We start from the raw sequence: 18,489 nt of genomic DNA, 5'->3' as shown, positions 1-18,489 counted from the left end.
GCAGTCAGCGCTTTTTTCGTTATCAGATGCACACCGAACACGTCACACTCACCGGAGCGTCGCACGAACGAGCACTCGAAGAGCTCGGCGCCTACGTCGTCGAGAAGGGGTACGCCGAACCCGAGTACGTCGACGCTCTCCTCGAACGCGAGGCGTCGTACCCCACGGGGCTCGACATCCCGACCGCGGATTTCGGCCTCGCCATCCCGCACGCCGACCCGGAGTACGTCTCCGAACAGGCGGTCGTCGTCGGGTTTCCGGAGGATACGCTCACGTTCCAGAGTATGGACGATCCCGAGACGGCGGTCGACGTCGACGTCGTCGTTCTCCTCTTGGTCACCGAAACGGAGGGCTACACGACGTTCCTCTCGAATCTGACCAAACTGTTCCAAGACGAGGGATTCGTCCGCCTCGCGCGCGAACGCGACGGCGACGCCCTACTGGATCTCATTACCGACCGCTGTATCGACTGACCCGACGCCTACGATTCGAGTTCGAAGTCCGCTTCGACGAGTTCGACGAGGCGATCGATGGCCGCCTCGCTGTCGTCGCCCGTCGCGGTGATCTGTATCTCCTCACCCGGTTCGACGCCGAGCGAGATGACGGCGATACTGCTCTTGGCGTTAGCCTCTTCGCCGTCCTTTCGGACCCGTATCTCGCTGTCGAACTGCGATGCGGTCTGGACGAACTTCGACGCCGGGCGCGCGTGCAGTCCTGTCTCGTGGTGGACGACGACGCTTCCTTCTGCCGTTGACATCTCGCTTGCCACCTCCGGTGACGCGATAGTAAACTTTCCCCTCCCGGCCGACCGTTTCTCACCCGCCGCTCCAAAGGCGTCGAGAGGTGCGCTCACCTCGTATACGCGGGGCGCCGCAAAGGCCGATACCGTGACGAGGCTGGCAAGTTCGGGGTTCAGACGATAGTAGCGTTTGCACGTCTTTACCCACTCGACCGCACGACGCCGTGCGGTCGGCTGTGCAATCAGTTGCACACGCTACTATAGCTGCCGCTCGGCCCGAGGTACCCCCACGCCTGCAGGCGATCGCCGTCGCCGTCGATCCAGCGCTCGCCGATGTCGTCGCGGTAGTAGAGGTTCGGGATGACGATGCGGTCGACGCGCTCGTAGGCCTGTTCTCTGGCGCGCTGCATCGTTTCTCCTTTGCCCGTCACCACGAGCGGCATTCCGCTCTCGCCGGCGACGCGCCACTGGCCGTCGACCCGCTTCGTGTCCTCGAGGTGGATCCCCTCGCGGTCGTCCGCCTCGAAGACGACGGCTGCGTTCCGGGAGTTCTCGTCGTAGGTCTTCGCGTCGTCGAACGGGAAGGGCGGAAGGACGACTCGAACGGCGATCTGGTAGCCGTTGTGGACCGCCACTCGGGGATCATTCCCGCGGGCGAGATCGTAGAAGAACTGCCCCGTCGACGACTCGATTGACTCTTCCTGCAGCGCGATGGTCGGGTACCCGAACCGCGGTGTGAACTCCAACGGGTAGATGCCCTCCGCGTTGACGATACAGTTGAGGTCGATGCTCCCGACATAGCCCTCCTTGGCGAGCCAGCCTTCGAGCTTACCGAGGGTTTCTTTGAACAGTTTGTTCTGCCCCGCCCAGAACATCGAGGTCCCCATCTCACCGGTCGAGGGACCGATGTTCCCGGGGAACAACTTCTTGTGCTCGAAATTGAAATTCACCTGATCGACGAACCGCTCGCCGTCGAAGAACCCGCAGATAGCGACTTCAACGCCCTCGACTTTCCGCTGGAGTTGGAAGCCTTTCATCCGGTGACCCCACGCTTTCTTGTAGGCCCGCAGGACGTCGACCACGTCGCTCCCGTCGTCCTCGTTGCCGACGTAGAGGAGTCGCTTGACGTTCTGGACTTCGCCGAGCGGCTTGATGACGTACGGGGCCGGGTTCTCCTGAACGTGCTGGATACCCGCGTCGAAGTCGTGGAAGATGTGGTGCTCGATGGTGGTGACGCCGTGTGTTTCGAGGATCTCCATCGCGTACCCCCGATCCGCTTCGAGCCGATCCGTATTCGGCGTCCCCCCGACGACCGCCTTCCCCCGTTCGCGGAGTTCCTCGGCGATCCGTCCGGTCCCGACGTCGTCACCGACCCAGATGTCGTCGAAAATGATGACATCGGCCCATTCGACCTCCGCACGCCAATCGTCGGTTTTGGGCACGAACCCGTCGCCGATCTCCCTGTCCGATTCGGATTCGACGTAGTATTTCACCTCGTGGCCCTCGCGGTGAATCTGCCACGCGAGGTCGGTGATCAGCGCGGCGTCCGCCGAGACGAAGAGGAAGCGTTCGGGGTCCATACTCGATGATCCGCCGGGAGCGACTTGAGTGTGAGCGACGACCCCGCTCTCGCGAGAGCCGCGGCCGCTGCTCGACCGCCGTCGATACTGCGATCGACAGCAGAACTTTACTGGCGCGAGGCCGATGGCGGACGTATGGCAGACCTCCGACGTGTCGTTATCGACGTCCTGAAGCCCCACGAGCCGTCGATTCTGACGTTCACCGAGCGCATCGCCGACGTGGCGGGCGTCGACGGCGTCGCGGCGTCGCTCATCGAGCTCGATCAGGAGGTGCAGAACGTCAAAATCACCGTCGAGGGCGACGCGCTGGCCTACGAGACCATCGAGGAGACCGTCGAGGGCCTCGGCGGGACCGTCCACTCGGTCGACCAGGCCGTCTACGGCGAGTACGTGGTCGAAGAGCGGCGGACCCTACAGGACGGCTGAGCGCCGTGCCCTCGAAGCGTCGCCTCCTCCGGTCGCTCCTCGAACGGGAGGACGTCCTGGCCATCTCCCGGCGGTACTTCATCTCGAACGGGTTCGACGGGACGCTGACGAGCATCGGTGTCATCGTCGGCGCGGTGCTCTCGGGGATCCCCGACGGCCTCACCGTCGTCAAGATCGGACTCGGGGCCGCCGTCGGACTCGGGACCTCGGCCGTCTGGAGCGTCTGGGAGATCGAACGCGCGGAGACGCAGGCCGAGATCCTCCGCATCGAGCGGGCGATGCTGACCGACCTCGACGATACGCGGGTGCAACGCGAACAGCGGGGAGCGCGGGTCGTCCACGCCGTCGCGAGCGGCCTCGGCCCGCTCATCGGGGTCCTGATCCCCCTCGTTCCGTTCCTCTTCGAGGGGCCCGCCCTCTCGATGGCGGAAGCGGGAGTCGCGGGCGTCGCGCTCGGCATCGGCATCCTCGCCGTCTTCGGCGTGTACATGAGTTCGATCTCCGGCCAGCGGTGGTACGTGTCGGCGCTGCGAATGGCGCTCGCGGGCCTCGTCGTCGCCGTGATCAATCTGTTTCTGCCCGGCTAGGCCATCGACGCCTGAGCGCCCGGTCGCCGACGCTTGAGCGCCCAGCCGAGGAGCAAAAGCACCGGCGCGCCGGCGAGGAAGACGACCCCCAGAATCCCCCAGTCTGCGAGCCCGAGCGGGACGGTCCCGAAGTACTTGTTCAGCGGCGTGTACAGCACTGCGAGTTGGAGGAGCAGGGACGCGCCGACCGACGCGACCAGCCAGGGGTTCGAGAGCACCGGGGTATCTCGCATCCACCGGACGACGTAGAGCTTGACGAACTCGAAGCCGACGAACCCGGTGAAGACCATCGTCATCGCGTAGGGCGTGACCGCGGGAGCGCCGTCGAGCGTGTAAAACAGCAGCCCGAGAAACAGCGCGGTCCCCGTCAGGCCGGCACCGCCGATGAAACGGACCATCTCGCCGTCGATAATCCCGAGCGTCCGCTCACGGGGCTCTCGTTCCATCACGTCGCCCGCGGGGTCAGTCCCGAGCGCCAGCGCCGGCAGCCCGTCGGTCAGGAGATTGATCCACAGCAGTTGCACCGCCGGGAGGACGAGGTAGCCGAACAGCGAGGCGACGAAGACGACCGCCACCTCCGCGGCGTTCGCGCTCAGGAGGTAGGCGACGAACTTCCAGACGTTGTCGAAGATGGTGCGCCCGCGACGGATGGCGTTGCGGATCGTCGCGTAGTTGTCGTCGAGCAGGACGATGTCGCTGGCCTGCTTTGCGACGTCGGTGCCGCGGATCCCCATCGCGATGCCCACGTCCGCGCTCTTGAGCGCGGGCGCGTCGTTGACGCCGTCGCCGGTCATCGCCACCGCGTGGCCGTTCGCCTGCAGTGCGTCGAGGATGCGGACCTTGTGGGTCGGCTCCGCGCGAGCGTACACGTCGACCTCGTCGACGCGCGCTCTGAGCGCCTCGTCATCGAGCGCCTCGACCTCCTGCCCGGTCAGGACCGCTGATTCGATCCCGACCTGCTCGGCGATCGCGCGCGCCGTCAGCGCGTTGTCCCCGGTGATCATCTTCACGTCGATCCCCGCGCGGTGGGTGTCCTCGATCGCCGATCGGACCTCCTCGCGCGGCGGGTCGATCAACCCCTGCAGGCCGACGAACACGAGGTCCGATTCGGGGTCGTCATCGGCGGAACCGACGTCCCCGCCGGGGTCACCTCCCGCGACGGAGCCGTCGCCCGTCTCCGACGCCCCCCGTTCCCTGTACGCGAAGCCGAGCACGCGCAGGGCGTCCGCCGCGAACGCGTCGACCTGCGCTTCGATCCGCGCGGCCGCCTCCCCGTCGAGGTCGACGGGGCCGTCCGGGCCGAGCACTCGCGTCGACCGGTCGAGGACCTCCTTCGGCGCTCCCTTGACGTAGATCACGTCGTCGTGGATCGTCGCCATCCGCTTGCGCTCCGAGGAGAACGGGACCTCGTCGCGTCGGGGGCGACGCTCCCGTCTGGCCCCGACGTCGATCCCGTGGGCTTCGGCCCCCGCGACGAGCGCGCGCTCGGTGGGATCGCCCTCCTCCGCCGTCGCGTCGTTGCAGAGCGCGCCGATCTCTAAGAGGCGATCGAGCCGACCTGCGCGCTCTGTGCTCTCTCCGTCGACCTCGCCGAGGTCGAACGTCGCGCCGTCGACCCAGGCGGCGCGCACGCGCATCCGCCCCTCCGTCAGCGTCCCCGTCTTGTCGGTACAGACGACGTCGACGGAGCCGAGCGCCTCGACCGCCGGGAGCGTCCGAACGAGGGCGTTCTCCTCGGCCATCGTCCGAACGCCGAGCGCGAGCGTCAGCGTCACCACCGCCGGGAGCCCCTCGGGGATGGCCGCCACCGCGAGCGAGACGGCGGTCAAGCCGGCTTGGACGAACCCGCGACCCTCGTACACGAGCAACGGGACGATCAGCGCCGAGAGCGCCACGACGCCGATCCCGAGCCGCCGAGCGAGCCGGTCGAGGTCGCGCTGCAGCGGCGTGTCGGGGTCCTCGGTCCCGATCAGCGCCGTCGCGATCTCGCCCACCTCGGTCTCCATTCCGGTCGCGACGACCACGGCGACGGCGTTCCCGCGGGTGACGTTCGTCCCCTTGTACAGCATATTGGTCCGCTCGGCGAGGGGCGTCTCCGCGTCGAGCGCCTCGGTCGCCTTTCCGACAGGGACGCTCTCGCCGGTCAGCGTGGCCTCGTCGACTTCGAGGTTGTTGGCATCGGTGAGGCGCGCGTCCGCGGGCACGACGTCGCCCTGCTCGACGAGGACGACGTCGCCGGGGACGAGTTCGGTCGCCTCGATCTCGCGCTCGGTCCCGTCGCGGCGGACGACGACCTCCGGCGTCGAGAGCTCCCGGAGCGCGTCGAGACTGCGCTCGGCGCGGAACTCTTGGACGAACCCGAACACCCCGTTCGCGAGGAGGATAATCCCGATCAGCGCGGCGTCCACCAGATGCCCGATCGCGACCGAGAGGACGGCCGCGACGATGAGGACCCAGATGAGCGCGCTCGAGAACTGGGCGAGGAAGATCCGAAGGGCGCCCCGACCGCGGTCGCCGGTGATCTCGTTTCGGCCCTCCCGACGCATCCGATCTGCGGCCGCTTCGGTCGTCAGCCCCGCAGCCGTCGTGTCGAGTTCCTCGAGGACCGCCTCGCTGTTTCGAGTGTGCCAGTCCATCACGTGTCACTGAATTGTGGCAGCACGTATATATTATCGGCGCGCTGGGGAGTCGCCCGCGCGCCGCGTCCCGATCGGAGGTGGATTTTTGGTCTCGGCCCGCGCCCCTTGCTGTATGACCACCTACGTACTCGCGACGAACCACGTCGACACGAGCGCGCGGCTGTGTGATTACCTCGTCGACCGCGTCTCCAGAAGCGACACCGTCCACGCCGTCAACTCCCTGCACGGCGGCGACGAGACGGACACCGAGGACGTCCGCGACGGCGAGGAGTCGCTGACGGTCGTCTCCTCGCGGCTCGGCGCGGTCACGACCGTCGAGACCCACCAGTTCGTCCGCGGTAACGATCCCTACGAGGACGTTCTCGCACAGGCCGAGGCGGCCGACGCCGACGAGCTCGTCATCGGCATCCGAAAGCGCAACCCGACCTCGAAGGTCGTCTTCGGCAGCACCGCACAGCGCATCCTGCTCCACTCCGATCGCCCGATCGTGGCGATCCCGCTCGAAGAGCTCGACTGACGGGGAATCACCGCAACGGCGGACGCGACCTCAGCCGTCGAGCACGGCGTCGAAGAACGCGAGACCGTGGCCGACCACCTGCTCGCAGTCGGCGCCGTCGTACGGGTCGAAGTGACCGACCGGGAGGCGGACGAGCGTTGCGTTCGGGACCGGTTCGGCCGCCTCCTCGACGGACTCGATCGGCGCGACGTCGTCGCGCGTCCCGCCGACGAAGAGCGTCGGCGCGGCGGGCGCCGCGTCGGCGCCGGTGTGACCGACGAGCGCCAAGAGCGACCGCGCGGGCGTCCGGTTCTCCCAGTCGTCGCCGAGGAGCTCCCGGTACCGACGCCCCGCGCCCGGCGTCTCGACGAGCGCGAGCGGCGCGTCGTCGAGTCCGTCGTCGACGACCGGGATCGTGTGCGGACCGAAGAGCCGCGATTGGAGCCTGTCGCGGACGCCCGCGAGCCCCCCCCGAGCGAGGAAGCCGAGGCCGCGCGAGCGTAGGTACGCCCGCCCAGAGCGGATCGGCGTCTGCGAGACGACCGCCGATATCCGGGGGTCGTCGGCCGCGACGTCCAGCACCGTGCCGCCGGCGAGGTCCGTCCCCCAGAGGACGATCCGATCGCTGGCGACGTCGCCGCGCGACCGGAGCCCGCCGATCGCGGCCTCCCAGTCGGCCCGCTGCCGCGACGGCGAGAGCAGGTTCCGCGGCTCCCCGTCGCTGTCGCCGGTGTGGCGGACGTCGAACCGAAACGCCGCATAGCCCGCCGCGGCGACCCGCTCGGCGTAGCGGTCGAGGACGGACGCGTCCGCGCCGAGGGGCCCGCCCGACAGCACGACGAGCGGCGGGTCCGCCGGACGGTCGGGGCGGTAGAGCCGCCCGCCGCACCGCTCGCCGTCGCTTCGGAACGTCATCTTGACGGTCGAGAACCCGTATCGCGAGGGGCGTCGTCGACGGCCGGACGCGGACGGGGAGGCACCTCCGTCACGACCCCCCACTCGCGCGTTCGTATCGCTCCCCGTCGGCGTCCCGGGCGGCGTCACGACCCGCCCTCCGAGAGCGTCTCGATGACGAGCGCCGAGAACGCCTCGCCGTCGAGGTCGTAGTTCTGATACTGGCGGAACCACTCGGCCTCGGCGTGCCACGTCCCCTGCACGTCGTCGGGGTGCCGGAGGACCGTGGCCTCCACGCGCGTCGGCTCCCACTCACCGTGGTCGGCGGCGTCGACGAAGGTTCGGAGGGCGCGCCCCATCTCTTGGTGGTTGACGTGGACGTCGGGGAACGCGGTGAGATAGACGAGCTCGACCGTTTCGCCGCCCAGATCGATCGATTCGACGCTGATGCCGTTCGACCGGAGCTCGCCTTCGAGTCCGGAGATGACGTCGGGCATACCGGATCCTTCGACGCGGAGCGAGTAAACAGTTGCCGCGGCGAGTCCCGCGCTCCGCCACACGTTTATGTGCGATGACGGGACCACTGCCGGCGTGACCTGAGAGCGACCCCCGCGTCGAACGCGATTGTTCGGCACGACGACGCGGGGGAGTGCGCGCCCGAGACCCGGCCGGGGGATGGGGCCGGTCGCGACCGTGAGATCGCGACGGCCGGTCGTGACCGGGACGGCGCATCCGGTTCCGACGGTGCCGACTGTTCGCCAGAAACGCCGGTACTTCCGACACCGGGCCGAGAGAGCGGCTACGCGAGCGTTCCGACGCGGTCCGCGGCGTAGCCGAAGACGTCCTCGTAGCCGTTCGCCGAGAGGAGCACCGGGTAGAACTCGCTGTCGGCGCTGTAGGCGTCGCCGTCGGCGGCGGCGACGGGGTCGCCTTTCCCGACGCGCCGGAAGTTGTCGGCGAACACCTGATACCGCTCTGCGGGCGCCTTCGGGATCCGATCGAGGAGTCTGAAGACCGCCACCTCGTCTCCCTCGCGCCGGTCCAGCGACAGCGGCGGCTCGGCGTCGCCCTCGACCGGCGCCGAGAGCACGCCCGTCGCGGCCAGGAACGCGCGCACGACCCAGTAAGCGTTCACCGCGGCCTCCTCGGAGCGCTGCAGTCCGCACTCGACTTCGATCGTGTGTGCGTGGTCGATGAGCCGCCCGCTCGCGAACTTGCCGGTCTCGACGAGGTGCTCGATCGGCAGGTGCGGACAGATGGCGCGCGAGACCGCGTCGACCTCGTCGACCAGCGCGAACGGCCGGGCGTACGACTGCGTCGAGTGCAGCGCGAGGACCGTCGTGCCCCTGAGTTCGCGGACGAGGTCGTGCGCGAGTCGCCCCTCGTGCGTCTCCGCGTTGGGGTCGCCCGGAAACGCCCGGTTGAGGTCCTCATCGAGGTAGCGAACGTCGGCGTCGAGCGCCTCTTCGTTCGCGACGACGAGTTTGACCGGGCGCTCGACCGACGGCTCGCCGGCGACGAACCGCTCGATCGCCCGCTCACCGCAGGGTTCGTCCCCGTGAATCGACCCGACGACGGCGACCTCGGGGGTCCCCTCCCCGAGTTCGTATATTCGCATCGATTCCTCGCAGGTGACGGAGGGTCAAATCTCTTTATTTGTGCGGCGCGAACCACACGCCGTGGACGAACACACCCGCGACGACACCGTCGGGCCGCCGACTTCCGGGTCGCCGACCGGCTGGGACCCCGACCGAGCGGTCTCGAACGGGTGGGAACACGGAACGCTCAGGAGAGCCACGCTACACGGCGTCCGGCTCTTCAACTCGGGGGCGTTCCACGAGGCGCACGACTGCTTCGAGGCGGAGTGGTACAACTACGGCCGCGGCTCCACCGAGAGCGCGTTCCTCCACGGGATGGTGCAGGTGGCCGCCGGCGCGTACAAACACGTCGACTTCCGCGACGATTCGGGGATGCGCTCGCTCTTTCGCACCGCGCTGCAGTACCTCCACGGCGTCCCCTCGGACTACTACGGCGTCGACGTGGACGACGTCCGCGCGACGCTCGACCGCGCGCTCGAGGACCCGACGGCGGTAGACGGCTGGCAGATCGAACTCAGCGGGTCACATCCGACGGCGGACCGGCTGGACCGCGAGTACGCCGAGCGACTCGAGTGAGTCACGTGTCCGACCGAGACGCGTCCGTGCCGCCCGGACCGGTCGCCCCGAGCAGCTGCGCTGCCGCAGCGTCAGGAACGATCCGTCTCGCTCGCCCGCGCGAGCTCCTCGTAGGCCGCCCAAGAGGGGTCCACTTCGGGGTGTCCGATCTCCTCGCCGTCGACGGCGACGCCCGATCCCGACCGGACCGCGCCGGCGACGCCGACGGGCGTGCCTTCTTTCTCAAGGGCCTCGATCACGTCGGCCGTGCGGTCGGGGCCGACCGCCAGCACGAGCGTCCCGCCGGTGGTCGCACTCCAAGGGTCGATTCCGAGTTCGTCGCAGGTCTCTCTCACTCCCGGTCGAATCGGAATGCCGTCGGTCGAGAGGTCGAATCTGACGCCCGCGCCGGCGGCCATCTCGACGAACGCGCCGAAGAGTCCGCACTCGGTCGCGTCGTGCATCGCGTGGACGCCTGTCCCCCCGTCCACGCCGCCGGCAGCCGCCGCGGTCATCGCGTCCCGGACGCAGGCGGCCTCGTCGAGCCGCGACTGCGCCGCGGCCAGCGTCTCCGCGTCGAGGTCGAACTGATCGGGGAACAGCGTCGTGAGGAGCCCGGTCGCCTCGACGGCGGGCCCCTTCGTCACGAGGACGTCGTCGCCGACGCGCGCGCCGTCGGGGCGGACGAGCGCGTCGAACTCCCCGACGGCGAGCGCGGTCGCCCCGCCGACCCACGGGAACGAACAGCCCGCGTATCGGGCGGTGTGGCCCGTGACGATCGAGACGCCGAGGTCCGCGGCCTCCGCGTGGATCGACTCCCACAGCGCCGCGAACGACTCGTCGGACAGCTCCGGGGGGAGCGTGAACGACACGGCCAGATGCGAGGGCGACAGCCCCGAGACCGCGACGTCGGCGAGGACGAAATCCAGCGTGAAGCGCCCGGCGCGCTCGAACCCGAGTTCCGGGAGCACAGAGACGGGATCGGTCGCGACCGCGACCGCCGTCCCGCCGATATCGAGGAGGCCGAAGTCGACGCCGTGTGCCGGACCGATCGCCACGTCGGAGCGGTCGGCCCCGAGCCGGGGGTAGACGTGTCGGTCGAAGAACGAGCGGTCGACCTTTCCGAGCTTCGCCATACGCGACCGTCGACGCCGTCGGATTTGAACGTGGCGCTGTCGACGTCGACTGCGGGCGCCCCGATGAGCCGCGCGACGGTCGTCCTCCCCGTGCCGATACGGCCGGCGATCCAAGTGACGAACGGGGGCGGTTATCTGGCGGGATAGGGCGCTAAAACCTCGCTTCAGCGCGGGGATACAGCGCCCGCACGTAGTTTCAAGTGGTTCTACGGCGTACTGAATGCTAACCGAGGCGGCCACGCCGCCCTATCGTAATGAGACAATATCGGGATTCGCCCTTTCGTTATGGAAGGCATCCCCCTTTCATCAGACGAACAGGGGCAGGAAGCACAAGATAACCCTGAATCCCCGTCTTCTCGGCGGTGGATAGGGGTAACGGTAGCGTGGCACTGCCAGCATTCCCTCGGGATGTGAAACCGTAAATCTCCCAACCCAGCAAGCCTCGGCTTGTGGGAAGCCTCGTCGTTTACGGCGGGGAGGATGTCACGTCCTGAGCGGCGGACACCCCGAACGTTTGAGCGTGGTCGAAGTAGTGACAGAATCAAGGGGAAAAACGGCCGTAAGTGGTCACGTGTCGACAGTATCAAGCCGATTCGGCGTCTTCGGGAGGCTGTGACGATTCGCGCACGCGCCTTCAGCCACCCCTCCACGAGGTCGCTACTCGGCCTCGCTACGCTCGTCGCGTTCGTCGGCACGGCCGGGAGCCTGTATTTCAGCCTCGGGCTCGGGCTCGTGCCGTGTGAACTCTGCTGGTATCAACGCATTCTCCTGTACCCCCTGACAGTCGTCCTCGGCGTCGCCACGCTCGAGGACCGACCGACTGTCGTCCGAACGGTCCTTCCCCTTTCGGGCCTCGGACTCGTCGTTGCGGCGTATCACGTGCTGCTCCAGATCGACCCCGTGATCGGTTCGACCTGTTCGGTCGGCGGCGGCTGCGCCGCGGTGCTGTATCCGATGGCCGGCGGACTACTGACGATCCCGCGGCTGTCACTCCTCGCGTTCGTGCTCGTAACGGGCCTGTCGGCGGTCGTGTGGTACGACCGGCCGTAGTGTGGGGCGTCATACGGACGGTTCTCACGACGTGCCGGTGACCGCCACCAGCGGGGTGGGCGATTGCCGGGGCGAGACGAGAGCGGTCAGTATCAGTCGTCGCCGAGGCGGTGCAACAGTGAACTCCGCTGTTCTGTGAGCTGATAGAGCGCGGAGGCGACGACGACGGTCGAAACCGCGATCCCGAGAACGCTCGGGCCGAGCGACCGCAGTATCGGCACCCCGATCGAAGCGCCGAGAAGCGTGAGTACTCCGAGCAGGCCCACACCGAGGTAATACTCCGCCCACGAGATTCCGTACTGGGGAACGACTTCCATATAGACGCCCACGTCAGACGCGTTGTGGGCCAGCGAGACGGTCTTCGCGTCGGGATCGTACTCGACGATGCCCAGTTCGTCGAGTTTCGGAAGGTGTGTCTGGTGTAGGGACACGTAGACGCTCTGTCTGACGTTCCGCGGGGGCGGGGACTCGCCGGCCTCGATCCCGCCGATGTGCTCTGCGAGCTCCGAGACGCTCTCGGTGCCGTCGCCCGCTCGCAGACGCTCGAGAACGAGCCGCCGGCGGTCGTTTCGAAGCACGTCGTGGATCTCAGCGGCGTCCAGTGACTCTTCGTCGCCGGCTCCGTCCTCCCAACCGATCTCACCCCCGCTCATAGAACACTGTCGTTGGTCACCATACATGAATGTGTCCGCTTCGCCGAGAAGATACCGGCGGGACGGCCGACACTCGCGTCGGGCGACCCAGAATACCGGTCCGAGCTACTGCGGGCGCGGACGGGCCACGAACAGCGTCTGTACGATACTGTACGGATCGTACACCGACTGGTGGCACTGACAGTAGACGTCGTTTTCGGCGTTGAACTTCGCCGACCCTTCGGCTTTGAACTGCGGCACACAGCAGAAGTGGGTGCACTTGTTGAGCCACGCGATGTAGCCCTCTTCGGTCGAGGCCTCGAGCCACGGGTCGTTCTGCGCCATCTCCATCACCCGATCGGACTTGATGACCTGAATCGGGATGATCTCCTCTGCGTCTTCGGAGCGCCATCGACCGGTCGCCGGCTTGCCCAGCCCCTCCTGACCGACGCCGTTCGTCCACTCTTGGTAGTCGTCGAAGTCGTCGACGTGCAGTCGGTCGCCCTCCGAATACGTCTCCGACTGCCACTCGTAGCCGGGCGACGCGCCCGATCGGAAGTAGTTCTCGGAGTCGTACTCGGGGTCGATCCCGCCGTAAGACTCGACGCCGCAGAACTGGAACCAATCGGAGGAGTACGTCACGCCAGAGCCCTTGAAGTCCTCGGTCTCGGCGATCGTGACTGTAATCCCCCCTTGATCTTCGGTCTTGACTTCCGGCCAGACGCCACGGATGTACCCCTCGTCGTCGATCTCGACGGGGATCTGTGGCATCCCGCGCGGAGCAGGACCTGCGGTGTTCTCGATAGCGTACGCCTCCGTCGACCCGCCGCCCGCGCCGGACGCCTGCGTCGCGGAGTTGATTGCGGCCGCACCCGTCGCGCCGACACCGGCGAGTGCCGCGCCCCCCACGACACCCTTGACGAATCGACGGCGACCCGATTCCGCCGGGTACTTGTCGCGCTCGCTCATACCTGAACGTTCGACCCACCGGTAAAAAGGATGACGAAACCCCCGTCGATGTCGGGGGAAACAGTGCGGTCGGCCGTCGGTTCTCGGAAGCCTGATCTTTGTTTCGACTCGGTGCTTTTTACACGGGTACTGACAATACTGCACGGTATGGGATTACACAGCAGGGACGTCAAACAGGACGTCCGAGAACTCGGGGCGCTGCTCGGTGATGTGCTCGCCGAGCAGACGTCCCGGGAGTCGTTCGAGACAGTCGAGGACGTCCGGACTGCCGCGATCGACTACCGGAAGGGCGATCGGGACTCTCGGGCGGATCTGGACCGGCTACTCGACGGGCTCTCGCCGGAGGGAGAAAGCACCGTCGCACGCGCGTTCACGACGTATTTCGAGCTCATCAACCTCGCCGAAGAGCGCGAGCGGGCCCGGGTCGTCCGCGAGGCGTCCCAGTCGAACACGCTCGAAGACGGGCTCGTCGCCACCGTTGAGACGCTCGTCGAGTCCGACGCCGACGCCGAGACCGTCCAGCAGGTGCTCGAGGACGTGCTCATCGAGCCGACGTTCACCGCCCACCCGACGGAGGCCCGGCGGAAGACGGTGAAAGCGAAGCTGCGCTCGATCGCGAGCCGCCTCGAAGAACTCGACGAGCGGCGGGTGACCGACCGGGAGCACGAACAACTGTGGCGCAAGGTCGATGCGGAGGTCACGAGTCTCTGGCAGACTTCGCAGGTCCGCGCGCGGCGCCCCGAGCCGCAGGACGAGGCGCGAAACGTCCAGTGGTATCTCGAGTCGATTCTCTTCGACGTGGTCGGCGAAGTGTACGCCGAACTGGAGGAGTTGCTGGCGGAGGAGTATCCGGAGGTCGACGTGCCGAAGCTCTTCGAGTTCCGTTCGTGGGCCGGCTCGGACCGCGACGGCAACCCGTTCGTCACGCCGGAAGTGACGACCGACACGCTCGAACGTCAGCGCTCGGTCGTCCTCGAAAAGTACCAGACCGCGCTCAAGCGCCTCTCGGGCGTGCTGAGCCAAGACGGCCGGCGAATCGACGTCGGCGCGGAGCTCGAGCGGTCGCTGAAGGCAGACCGCGCGCGGCTCCCGGGCGTCGCCGCCGAGGCCGAATCGCGGTATCCCGGCGAGCCGTATCGGAAAAAGCTGAAGCTGATGCGCGAGCGTCTCCGCCGCATCGAGGACGTCCGGCCGGACGAGTACACCGAAGAAAGCGAGTTCCTCGCTGACCTCGCGACCATCGACCGGAGCCTCCGCTCGACCGGGGCGGCCGTCGTCGCCGACGAGTACGTCGAGCCGCTGATGCGACAGGTCGACACCTTCGGGTTCACGCTCGCGAGTCTGGATCTGCGCGATCACCGGGAGAACCACACGGAAGCGGTCCACGAAGCGCTCTCGAACGAGGGGATCGACTACCGCGGCCGCGACGAGGACGGTCGCATCGAGATACTGACCGAAGCGATCCTCCAGCGGGAGCCGGTCCTGGATCTCGACGACCCCGGCGACGTCTCCGAGACGGCCGCGCGCGTCCTCAGACGCTTCGATACGCTCGGCGAGTGGCAGCGCGAATTCGGCGTCGGCGCCATCGACACGTACTGCATCTCGATGACCGAGGAGCCGAGCCACGTACTGGAGGTGCTCTTTCTCGCGGACCAGGCGGGCGTCGTTTCGCTCCCGGATCACTGCGGTCTCGATATCGTCCCGCTGTTGGAGACGGAGTCCGCGCTCAACGGCGCCCGTCGCATTATGGGGACGCTCTTCGAGAACGAGGCGTACGCGGCCGCGCTCGAAGCGCGCGACGACGTCCAAGAGATTATGCTCGGCTACTCCGACTCCAACAAGGAGAACGGATTCCTCGCCGCGAACTGGGATCTCTACAAGAACCAGCGCCGCCTCGCGACCATCTGCGACGATTTCGACGTGATGATGCGGCTGTTCCACGGCCGCGGCGGGTCGATCTCGCGCGGCGGCGGGCCGATGAACGAGGCGATGCTGGCGCTGCCGAACGAGACCGTCTCCGGACAGATCAAGTTCACAGAGCAGGGCGAGGCGATCGCCGAGAAGTACGCGAACCCCCAGATCGCCGAGCGCAACCTCGAGCAGATGCTTAACGCGCAGGTGCGGTCTCGATTCCGGGCCATACGAGAGCCCGTAGAGGACGTCAGCGACGCGTGGGTCGATGCGATGGACGAGATGGCGGCAGCCGCGCGAGCACAGTACCGCGACCTGCTCGAATCCGACGGCTTCGTCGCGTACTTCGGACAAGCGACGCCGATCAGCGTCATCGAGGATCTGAACCTCGGCTCCCGGCCGGCCTCGCGGTCCGGCGAGCGCACCGTCGAGGACCTCCGGGCGATTCCGTGGGTGTTCTCTTGGACGCAGTCGCGCTGTATCATCACCGGCTGGTACGCGCTCGGCACCGGCATCGAGGCGTATCTCGAGGAGGGTGGCGACATCGAGACGCTCAGAGAGATGTACGAGGAGTGGCCCTTCTTCCGGACGACGCTCGACAACGCGTCGCTGGCGCTCGCCCGAACCGACCTCGAGATCGCCGGATACTACGCCGACCTCGCCGACCCCGACCTCCGCGAGGAGTTCTTCCCGCATCTCACGGCGGAGTACGAGCGCGCCCGCGACGCCGTCCTCGACGTGAGCGATCAGGACTCACTGCTCAGGCGCGAGTGGCTCGACGAGAGCCTCCGCCGACGGAACCCCTACGTCGACCCGCTGAACCTGCTGCAGACGCGACTGCTCGCACAGGAGCACCGAACCGACGACGAGGAGCAGACGCTGCGGCTGACCGTGAAGGGAATCGCCGCCGGCATGAAGAACACCGGATAGACGACCGTTCGAGTCCCGTGAGCGGATCGGTATGGCGGACAGTCGGCACTGTCGCGTTCCGGCGGCGGCCGCGGCCGTCGATCACGCCCCGCAGTCGTCGATCCCGCGTCGGTGTACCGAGCAACCGCGGGCCGACACGGGACTGCTGTCAGGTCACGCGGGGACTGGTCCCGGCTTCCGATATAAACCGTCGGCCGCACCACGCTTACGTCACGCGGCACTCCCGAGAACCGGAGGTGGCTCTCGCGGTTTCCACGTCGATGACTACACGTGGTTCCACGGCGCGGACTCGAAGTCGACGACGCGGTGTCGCCGTTCGACGCCGTCGATCTTCTGGATGTCCTCGTCGTCTAATTCGAGGTCGAGCGCGGCGTAGTTCTCTCGAATGTGCGACGGCGAGGCGGCCTTCGGGATCGGCGTGACGTTCTCCTTCGCGAAGAGCCACGCCAGCGATACCTGCGCGGCCGTGGCGTCGTGTTTCTCCGCGACCGCGGCGATCTCGGGCACGTCGGCGACCGCTCCGCGGACGATCGGCGAGTACGCCACCAGCCGGTGGCCGTGTTCGACGGCCATCTCGTGGAGTTCCGACTGCGGCAGGAGCGGATGCATCTCGATCTGGTGGGCGAAAAGCGGCGAGTCGAGTCGGTCCATCGCCGCCGTCAGTTGGTCGGGTCGGAAGTTGCTCAGCCCGACGTGCTCGACGACGCCCTCCTCGACGAGCGCGTCGAGCGCCGGCAGCGTCTCCTCGGGATCGTAGGTGTCGATCGGCCAGTGGACGTACAGGAGATCGATCGTCTCGACGCCGAGTCGGTCCGCGCTCTTGCGGGCCGTCGCGAGCACGTCGTCGTACCCGAGGTTCCCCGTGTCGAGTTTCGTCGCGAGAACCACCTCGTCGGCGTCGCGGTCGGCGCGGGTGAGTCCCTCCGCGACGAGGGACTCGTTGCCGTAGCTCTGCGCGGTGTCGACGTGGTCGTACCCGAGGTCGACGGCCGTCGAGACGGCGGTCGAGCACTCCTCGGCGCCGGTCATCTTGTACGTCCCGAACCCGAGCGGCGGGATGTCCATACGTCGTCGGTCGACGGCCAGCCCCTCGATACTTTCGGTGGTCGGACCCGTACCGCATCGACGGGGGACCGTCGGTGTCCCTTTGTCGCCCCCGACCCAACGGGGGCGTATGCCCGCTCCAGACACCGCCGTATCGGACTCGAACGCGTCAGCACAGGCGCCCGCCGAACCCCCGCTCTCGGGCGCCGAAGACGCGCGATTCCTCGTCTACGGCGCGTACGGCTACACCGGCCGCCTCGTCGTCGAGCGCGCGGTCGACGGCGGATACGAACCGATCGTCGCCGGACGCGATGTCGCGAAGACGCGCGGCGTCGCGACCTCGTTGGGGCTGCAGGCCCGCTGCTTCCCGGTCGAGGAGGCCGAGTCCCACCTCGGCGACGTCGACGCGGTCCTCAACTGCGCCGGGCCGTTCGCGGAGACGGCCGACGCGATGGTCGACGCCTGTATCGAGACGGGGACGGACTACCTCGATATCACCGGCGAACTGCCCGTCTTCGAGCGGATCCACCGCCGCGACGCCGACGCCGCCGAGGCGGGCGTGACGCTCCTGCCGGGGGTCGGCTTCGATGTCGTGCCCACAGACTGCTTGGCGGCGCATCTGCACCGCCGCCTGCCCGAGGCGACCCACCTCTCGCTGGCGCTCGAAGCCGACGGCGGCGTCTCTCCGGGGACACTGAAGACGGCGCTCTCGGATCTCGGATCCGGCGGCGCGGTGCGGCGCGACGGCGACCTGCGACACGAACCGGTCGGCGCACGGACGCGCGTCGTCGACTTCGGCGGCGGCCTCCGCCGCGCGGTGTCGATCCCGTGGGGCGACGTCTCGACCGCCTTCTACACCACCGGGATCCCGAACGTCGACGTGTACCTGTCGCTGCCGGCGAACGCGCGTCGCGCGGTGACGCTCTCGTCGTCTCTCGGCGGCGCGCTCGAGGCCGATATTGTCCAGCGCGGGCTGGAGTGGCTGGTCGACCGCTACGTCGAGGGGCCCGACGCGGAGACGCGAGCGTCCGGCGAGGCGCGGATATGGGGCGAGGTGCGGGCGGGCGGGGAGCGCGTCGTCTCGCGCCTCCGGACGCCCGAGACGTACCGGCTGACAGTCGAGACCGCCCTGTTGGTCGCGTCGAAGGTACTCGCCGGGGAGGCGCCGGCCGGCTTTCGGACGCCGGCGGGGGCGTTCGGTCCCGACCTGATCCTCGAGGTCGACGGCGTCGAGCGGGTCGATCTCGAAGACGGGGAGATCGTCGATCGGACGTCGAGCGAGGGGGCGTGAAGAAGGCGGCTC

General features: G+C 67.9%; 18 protein-coding genes. 8 read left to right on the top strand and 10 right to left on the bottom strand.

Annotated elements, in window-relative coordinates:
- Positions 1 to 26: 26 nt before the first annotated feature.
- Positions 27 to 473 (top strand): PTS sugar transporter subunit IIA, encoded by a 447-nt coding sequence (locus tag ACT3HL_RS04805; protein ID WP_445085670.1) that lies wholly within the window; start codon positions 27 to 29, stop codon positions 471 to 473.
- Between the two features lie 8 nt (positions 474 to 481).
- Here the strand turns inward: ACT3HL_RS04805 and ACT3HL_RS04800 are convergent, their stop codons facing one another.
- Together ACT3HL_RS04800 and ACT3HL_RS04795 are read right to left on the bottom strand one after the other, a co-directional pair.
- Complete coding sequence (locus ACT3HL_RS04800; protein WP_445085669.1) at positions 482 to 757, bottom strand: HPr family phosphocarrier protein; 276 nt, start codon at positions 755 to 757, stop codon at positions 482 to 484.
- Between the two features lie 224 nt (positions 758 to 981).
- Positions 982 to 2,319, bottom strand: coding sequence for a phosphoribosylamine--glycine ligase (locus ACT3HL_RS04795; RefSeq protein WP_445085668.1), 1,338 nt, complete (start codon positions 2,317 to 2,319; stop codon positions 982 to 984).
- 135 nt (positions 2,320 to 2,454) lie between these two features.
- Between ACT3HL_RS04795 and ACT3HL_RS04790 the strand changes: the two genes are divergently transcribed.
- Positions 2,455 to 2,745 (top strand): DUF211 domain-containing protein, encoded by a 291-nt coding sequence (locus ACT3HL_RS04790; protein WP_445085667.1) that lies wholly within the window; start codon positions 2,455 to 2,457, stop codon positions 2,743 to 2,745.
- 5 nt (positions 2,746 to 2,750) lie between these two features.
- On the top strand, positions 2,751 to 3,332 hold the full coding sequence (locus tag ACT3HL_RS04785) for a VIT1/CCC1 transporter family protein (RefSeq protein WP_445085666.1): 582 nt from the start codon (positions 2,751 to 2,753) through the stop codon (positions 3,330 to 3,332).
- Here ACT3HL_RS04785 and ACT3HL_RS04780 read toward each other — a convergent pair.
- A complete protein-coding gene (locus tag ACT3HL_RS04780; RefSeq protein WP_445085665.1) occupies positions 3,329 to 5,968 on the bottom strand; it encodes an HAD-IC family P-type ATPase in 2,640 nt (879 codons plus the stop codon). The genes ACT3HL_RS04785 and ACT3HL_RS04780 overlap by 4 nt on opposite strands.
- A 115-nt stretch (positions 5,969 to 6,083) precedes the next feature.
- On the opposite strand from ACT3HL_RS04780, the gene ACT3HL_RS04775 reads away from it, so the two are divergent.
- Entirely contained in the window at positions 6,084 to 6,488 is a 405-nt protein-coding gene (locus ACT3HL_RS04775) for a universal stress protein (RefSeq protein ID WP_445085664.1), read from the top strand.
- Between the two features lie 30 nt (positions 6,489 to 6,518).
- Here ACT3HL_RS04775 and ACT3HL_RS04770 read toward each other — a convergent pair whose 3' ends face one another.
- From ACT3HL_RS04770 to ACT3HL_RS04760, 3 genes are all read right to left on the bottom strand, one after another.
- A complete protein-coding gene (locus tag ACT3HL_RS04770) occupies positions 6,519 to 7,382 on the bottom strand; it encodes a CocE/NonD family hydrolase (protein WP_445085663.1) in 864 nt (287 codons plus the stop codon).
- 125 nt (positions 7,383 to 7,507) lie between these two features.
- Positions 7,508 to 7,858 (bottom strand): hypothetical protein, encoded by a 351-nt coding sequence (locus ACT3HL_RS04765; protein WP_445085662.1) that lies wholly within the window; start codon positions 7,856 to 7,858, stop codon positions 7,508 to 7,510.
- Positions 7,859 to 8,160: 302 nt separating this feature from the next.
- Positions 8,161 to 8,979, bottom strand: coding sequence for a succinylglutamate desuccinylase (locus ACT3HL_RS04760; protein ID WP_445085661.1), 819 nt, complete (start codon positions 8,977 to 8,979; stop codon positions 8,161 to 8,163).
- A gap of 61 nt (positions 8,980 to 9,040) precedes the next feature.
- On the opposite strand from ACT3HL_RS04760, the gene ACT3HL_RS04755 reads away from it, so the two are divergent.
- Entirely contained in the window at positions 9,041 to 9,535 is a 495-nt protein-coding gene (locus ACT3HL_RS04755; RefSeq protein WP_445085660.1) for a DUF309 domain-containing protein, read from the top strand.
- Positions 9,536 to 9,606: 71 nt separating this feature from the next.
- Here the strand turns inward: ACT3HL_RS04755 and ACT3HL_RS04750 are convergent, their stop codons facing one another.
- Positions 9,607 to 10,650 carry an AIR synthase-related protein gene (locus ACT3HL_RS04750; protein WP_445085659.1) on the bottom strand — a complete coding sequence of 348 codons (1,044 nt, stop codon included), beginning with the start codon at positions 10,648 to 10,650 and terminating at the stop codon, positions 9,607 to 9,609.
- Between the two features lie 612 nt (positions 10,651 to 11,262).
- Here ACT3HL_RS04750 and ACT3HL_RS04745 point away from each other — a divergent pair.
- Positions 11,263 to 11,700 (top strand): disulfide bond formation protein B, encoded by a 438-nt coding sequence (locus ACT3HL_RS04745; RefSeq protein WP_445085658.1) that lies wholly within the window; start codon positions 11,263 to 11,265, stop codon positions 11,698 to 11,700.
- Between the two features lie 92 nt (positions 11,701 to 11,792).
- On the opposite strand, the gene ACT3HL_RS04740 is transcribed toward ACT3HL_RS04745, so the two are convergent.
- Complete coding sequence (locus ACT3HL_RS04740; RefSeq protein ID WP_445085657.1) at positions 11,793 to 12,353, bottom strand: DUF7344 domain-containing protein; 561 nt, start codon at positions 12,351 to 12,353, stop codon at positions 11,793 to 11,795.
- Positions 12,354 to 12,458: 105 nt separating this feature from the next.
- The gene (locus ACT3HL_RS04735) at positions 12,459 to 13,301 is read right to left on the bottom strand and encodes a ubiquinol-cytochrome c reductase iron-sulfur subunit (RefSeq protein ID WP_445085656.1); all 843 of its coding nucleotides are present in this window, start codon (positions 13,299 to 13,301) and stop codon (positions 12,459 to 12,461) included.
- A 147-nt stretch (positions 13,302 to 13,448) separates the two neighbouring features.
- Here ACT3HL_RS04735 and ppc point away from each other — a divergent pair, with 147 nt between their 5' ends.
- Complete coding sequence (gene ppc / locus ACT3HL_RS04730; RefSeq protein WP_445085655.1) at positions 13,449 to 16,142, top strand: phosphoenolpyruvate carboxylase; 2,694 nt, start codon at positions 13,449 to 13,451, stop codon at positions 16,140 to 16,142.
- A gap of 264 nt (positions 16,143 to 16,406) precedes the next feature.
- Here ppc and ACT3HL_RS04725 read toward each other — a convergent pair whose 3' ends face one another.
- Positions 16,407 to 17,207 (bottom strand): aldo/keto reductase, encoded by an 801-nt coding sequence (locus ACT3HL_RS04725; RefSeq protein ID WP_445085654.1) that lies wholly within the window; start codon positions 17,205 to 17,207, stop codon positions 16,407 to 16,409.
- A 109-nt stretch (positions 17,208 to 17,316) separates the two neighbouring features.
- On the opposite strand from ACT3HL_RS04725, the gene ACT3HL_RS04720 reads away from it, so the two are divergent.
- On the top strand, positions 17,317 to 18,477 hold the full coding sequence (locus ACT3HL_RS04720; protein ID WP_445085653.1) for a saccharopine dehydrogenase NADP-binding domain-containing protein: 1,161 nt from the start codon (positions 17,317 to 17,319) through the stop codon (positions 18,475 to 18,477).
- Positions 18,478 to 18,489: the final 12 nt, after the last annotated feature.

The sequence above is a fragment of the Halobellus sp. GM3 genome (genome assembly GCF_052545375.1).
The sequence above is the reverse complement of the archived record's forward strand: the minus strand, read 5'-3'. Positions and strand labels throughout refer to the sequence as shown.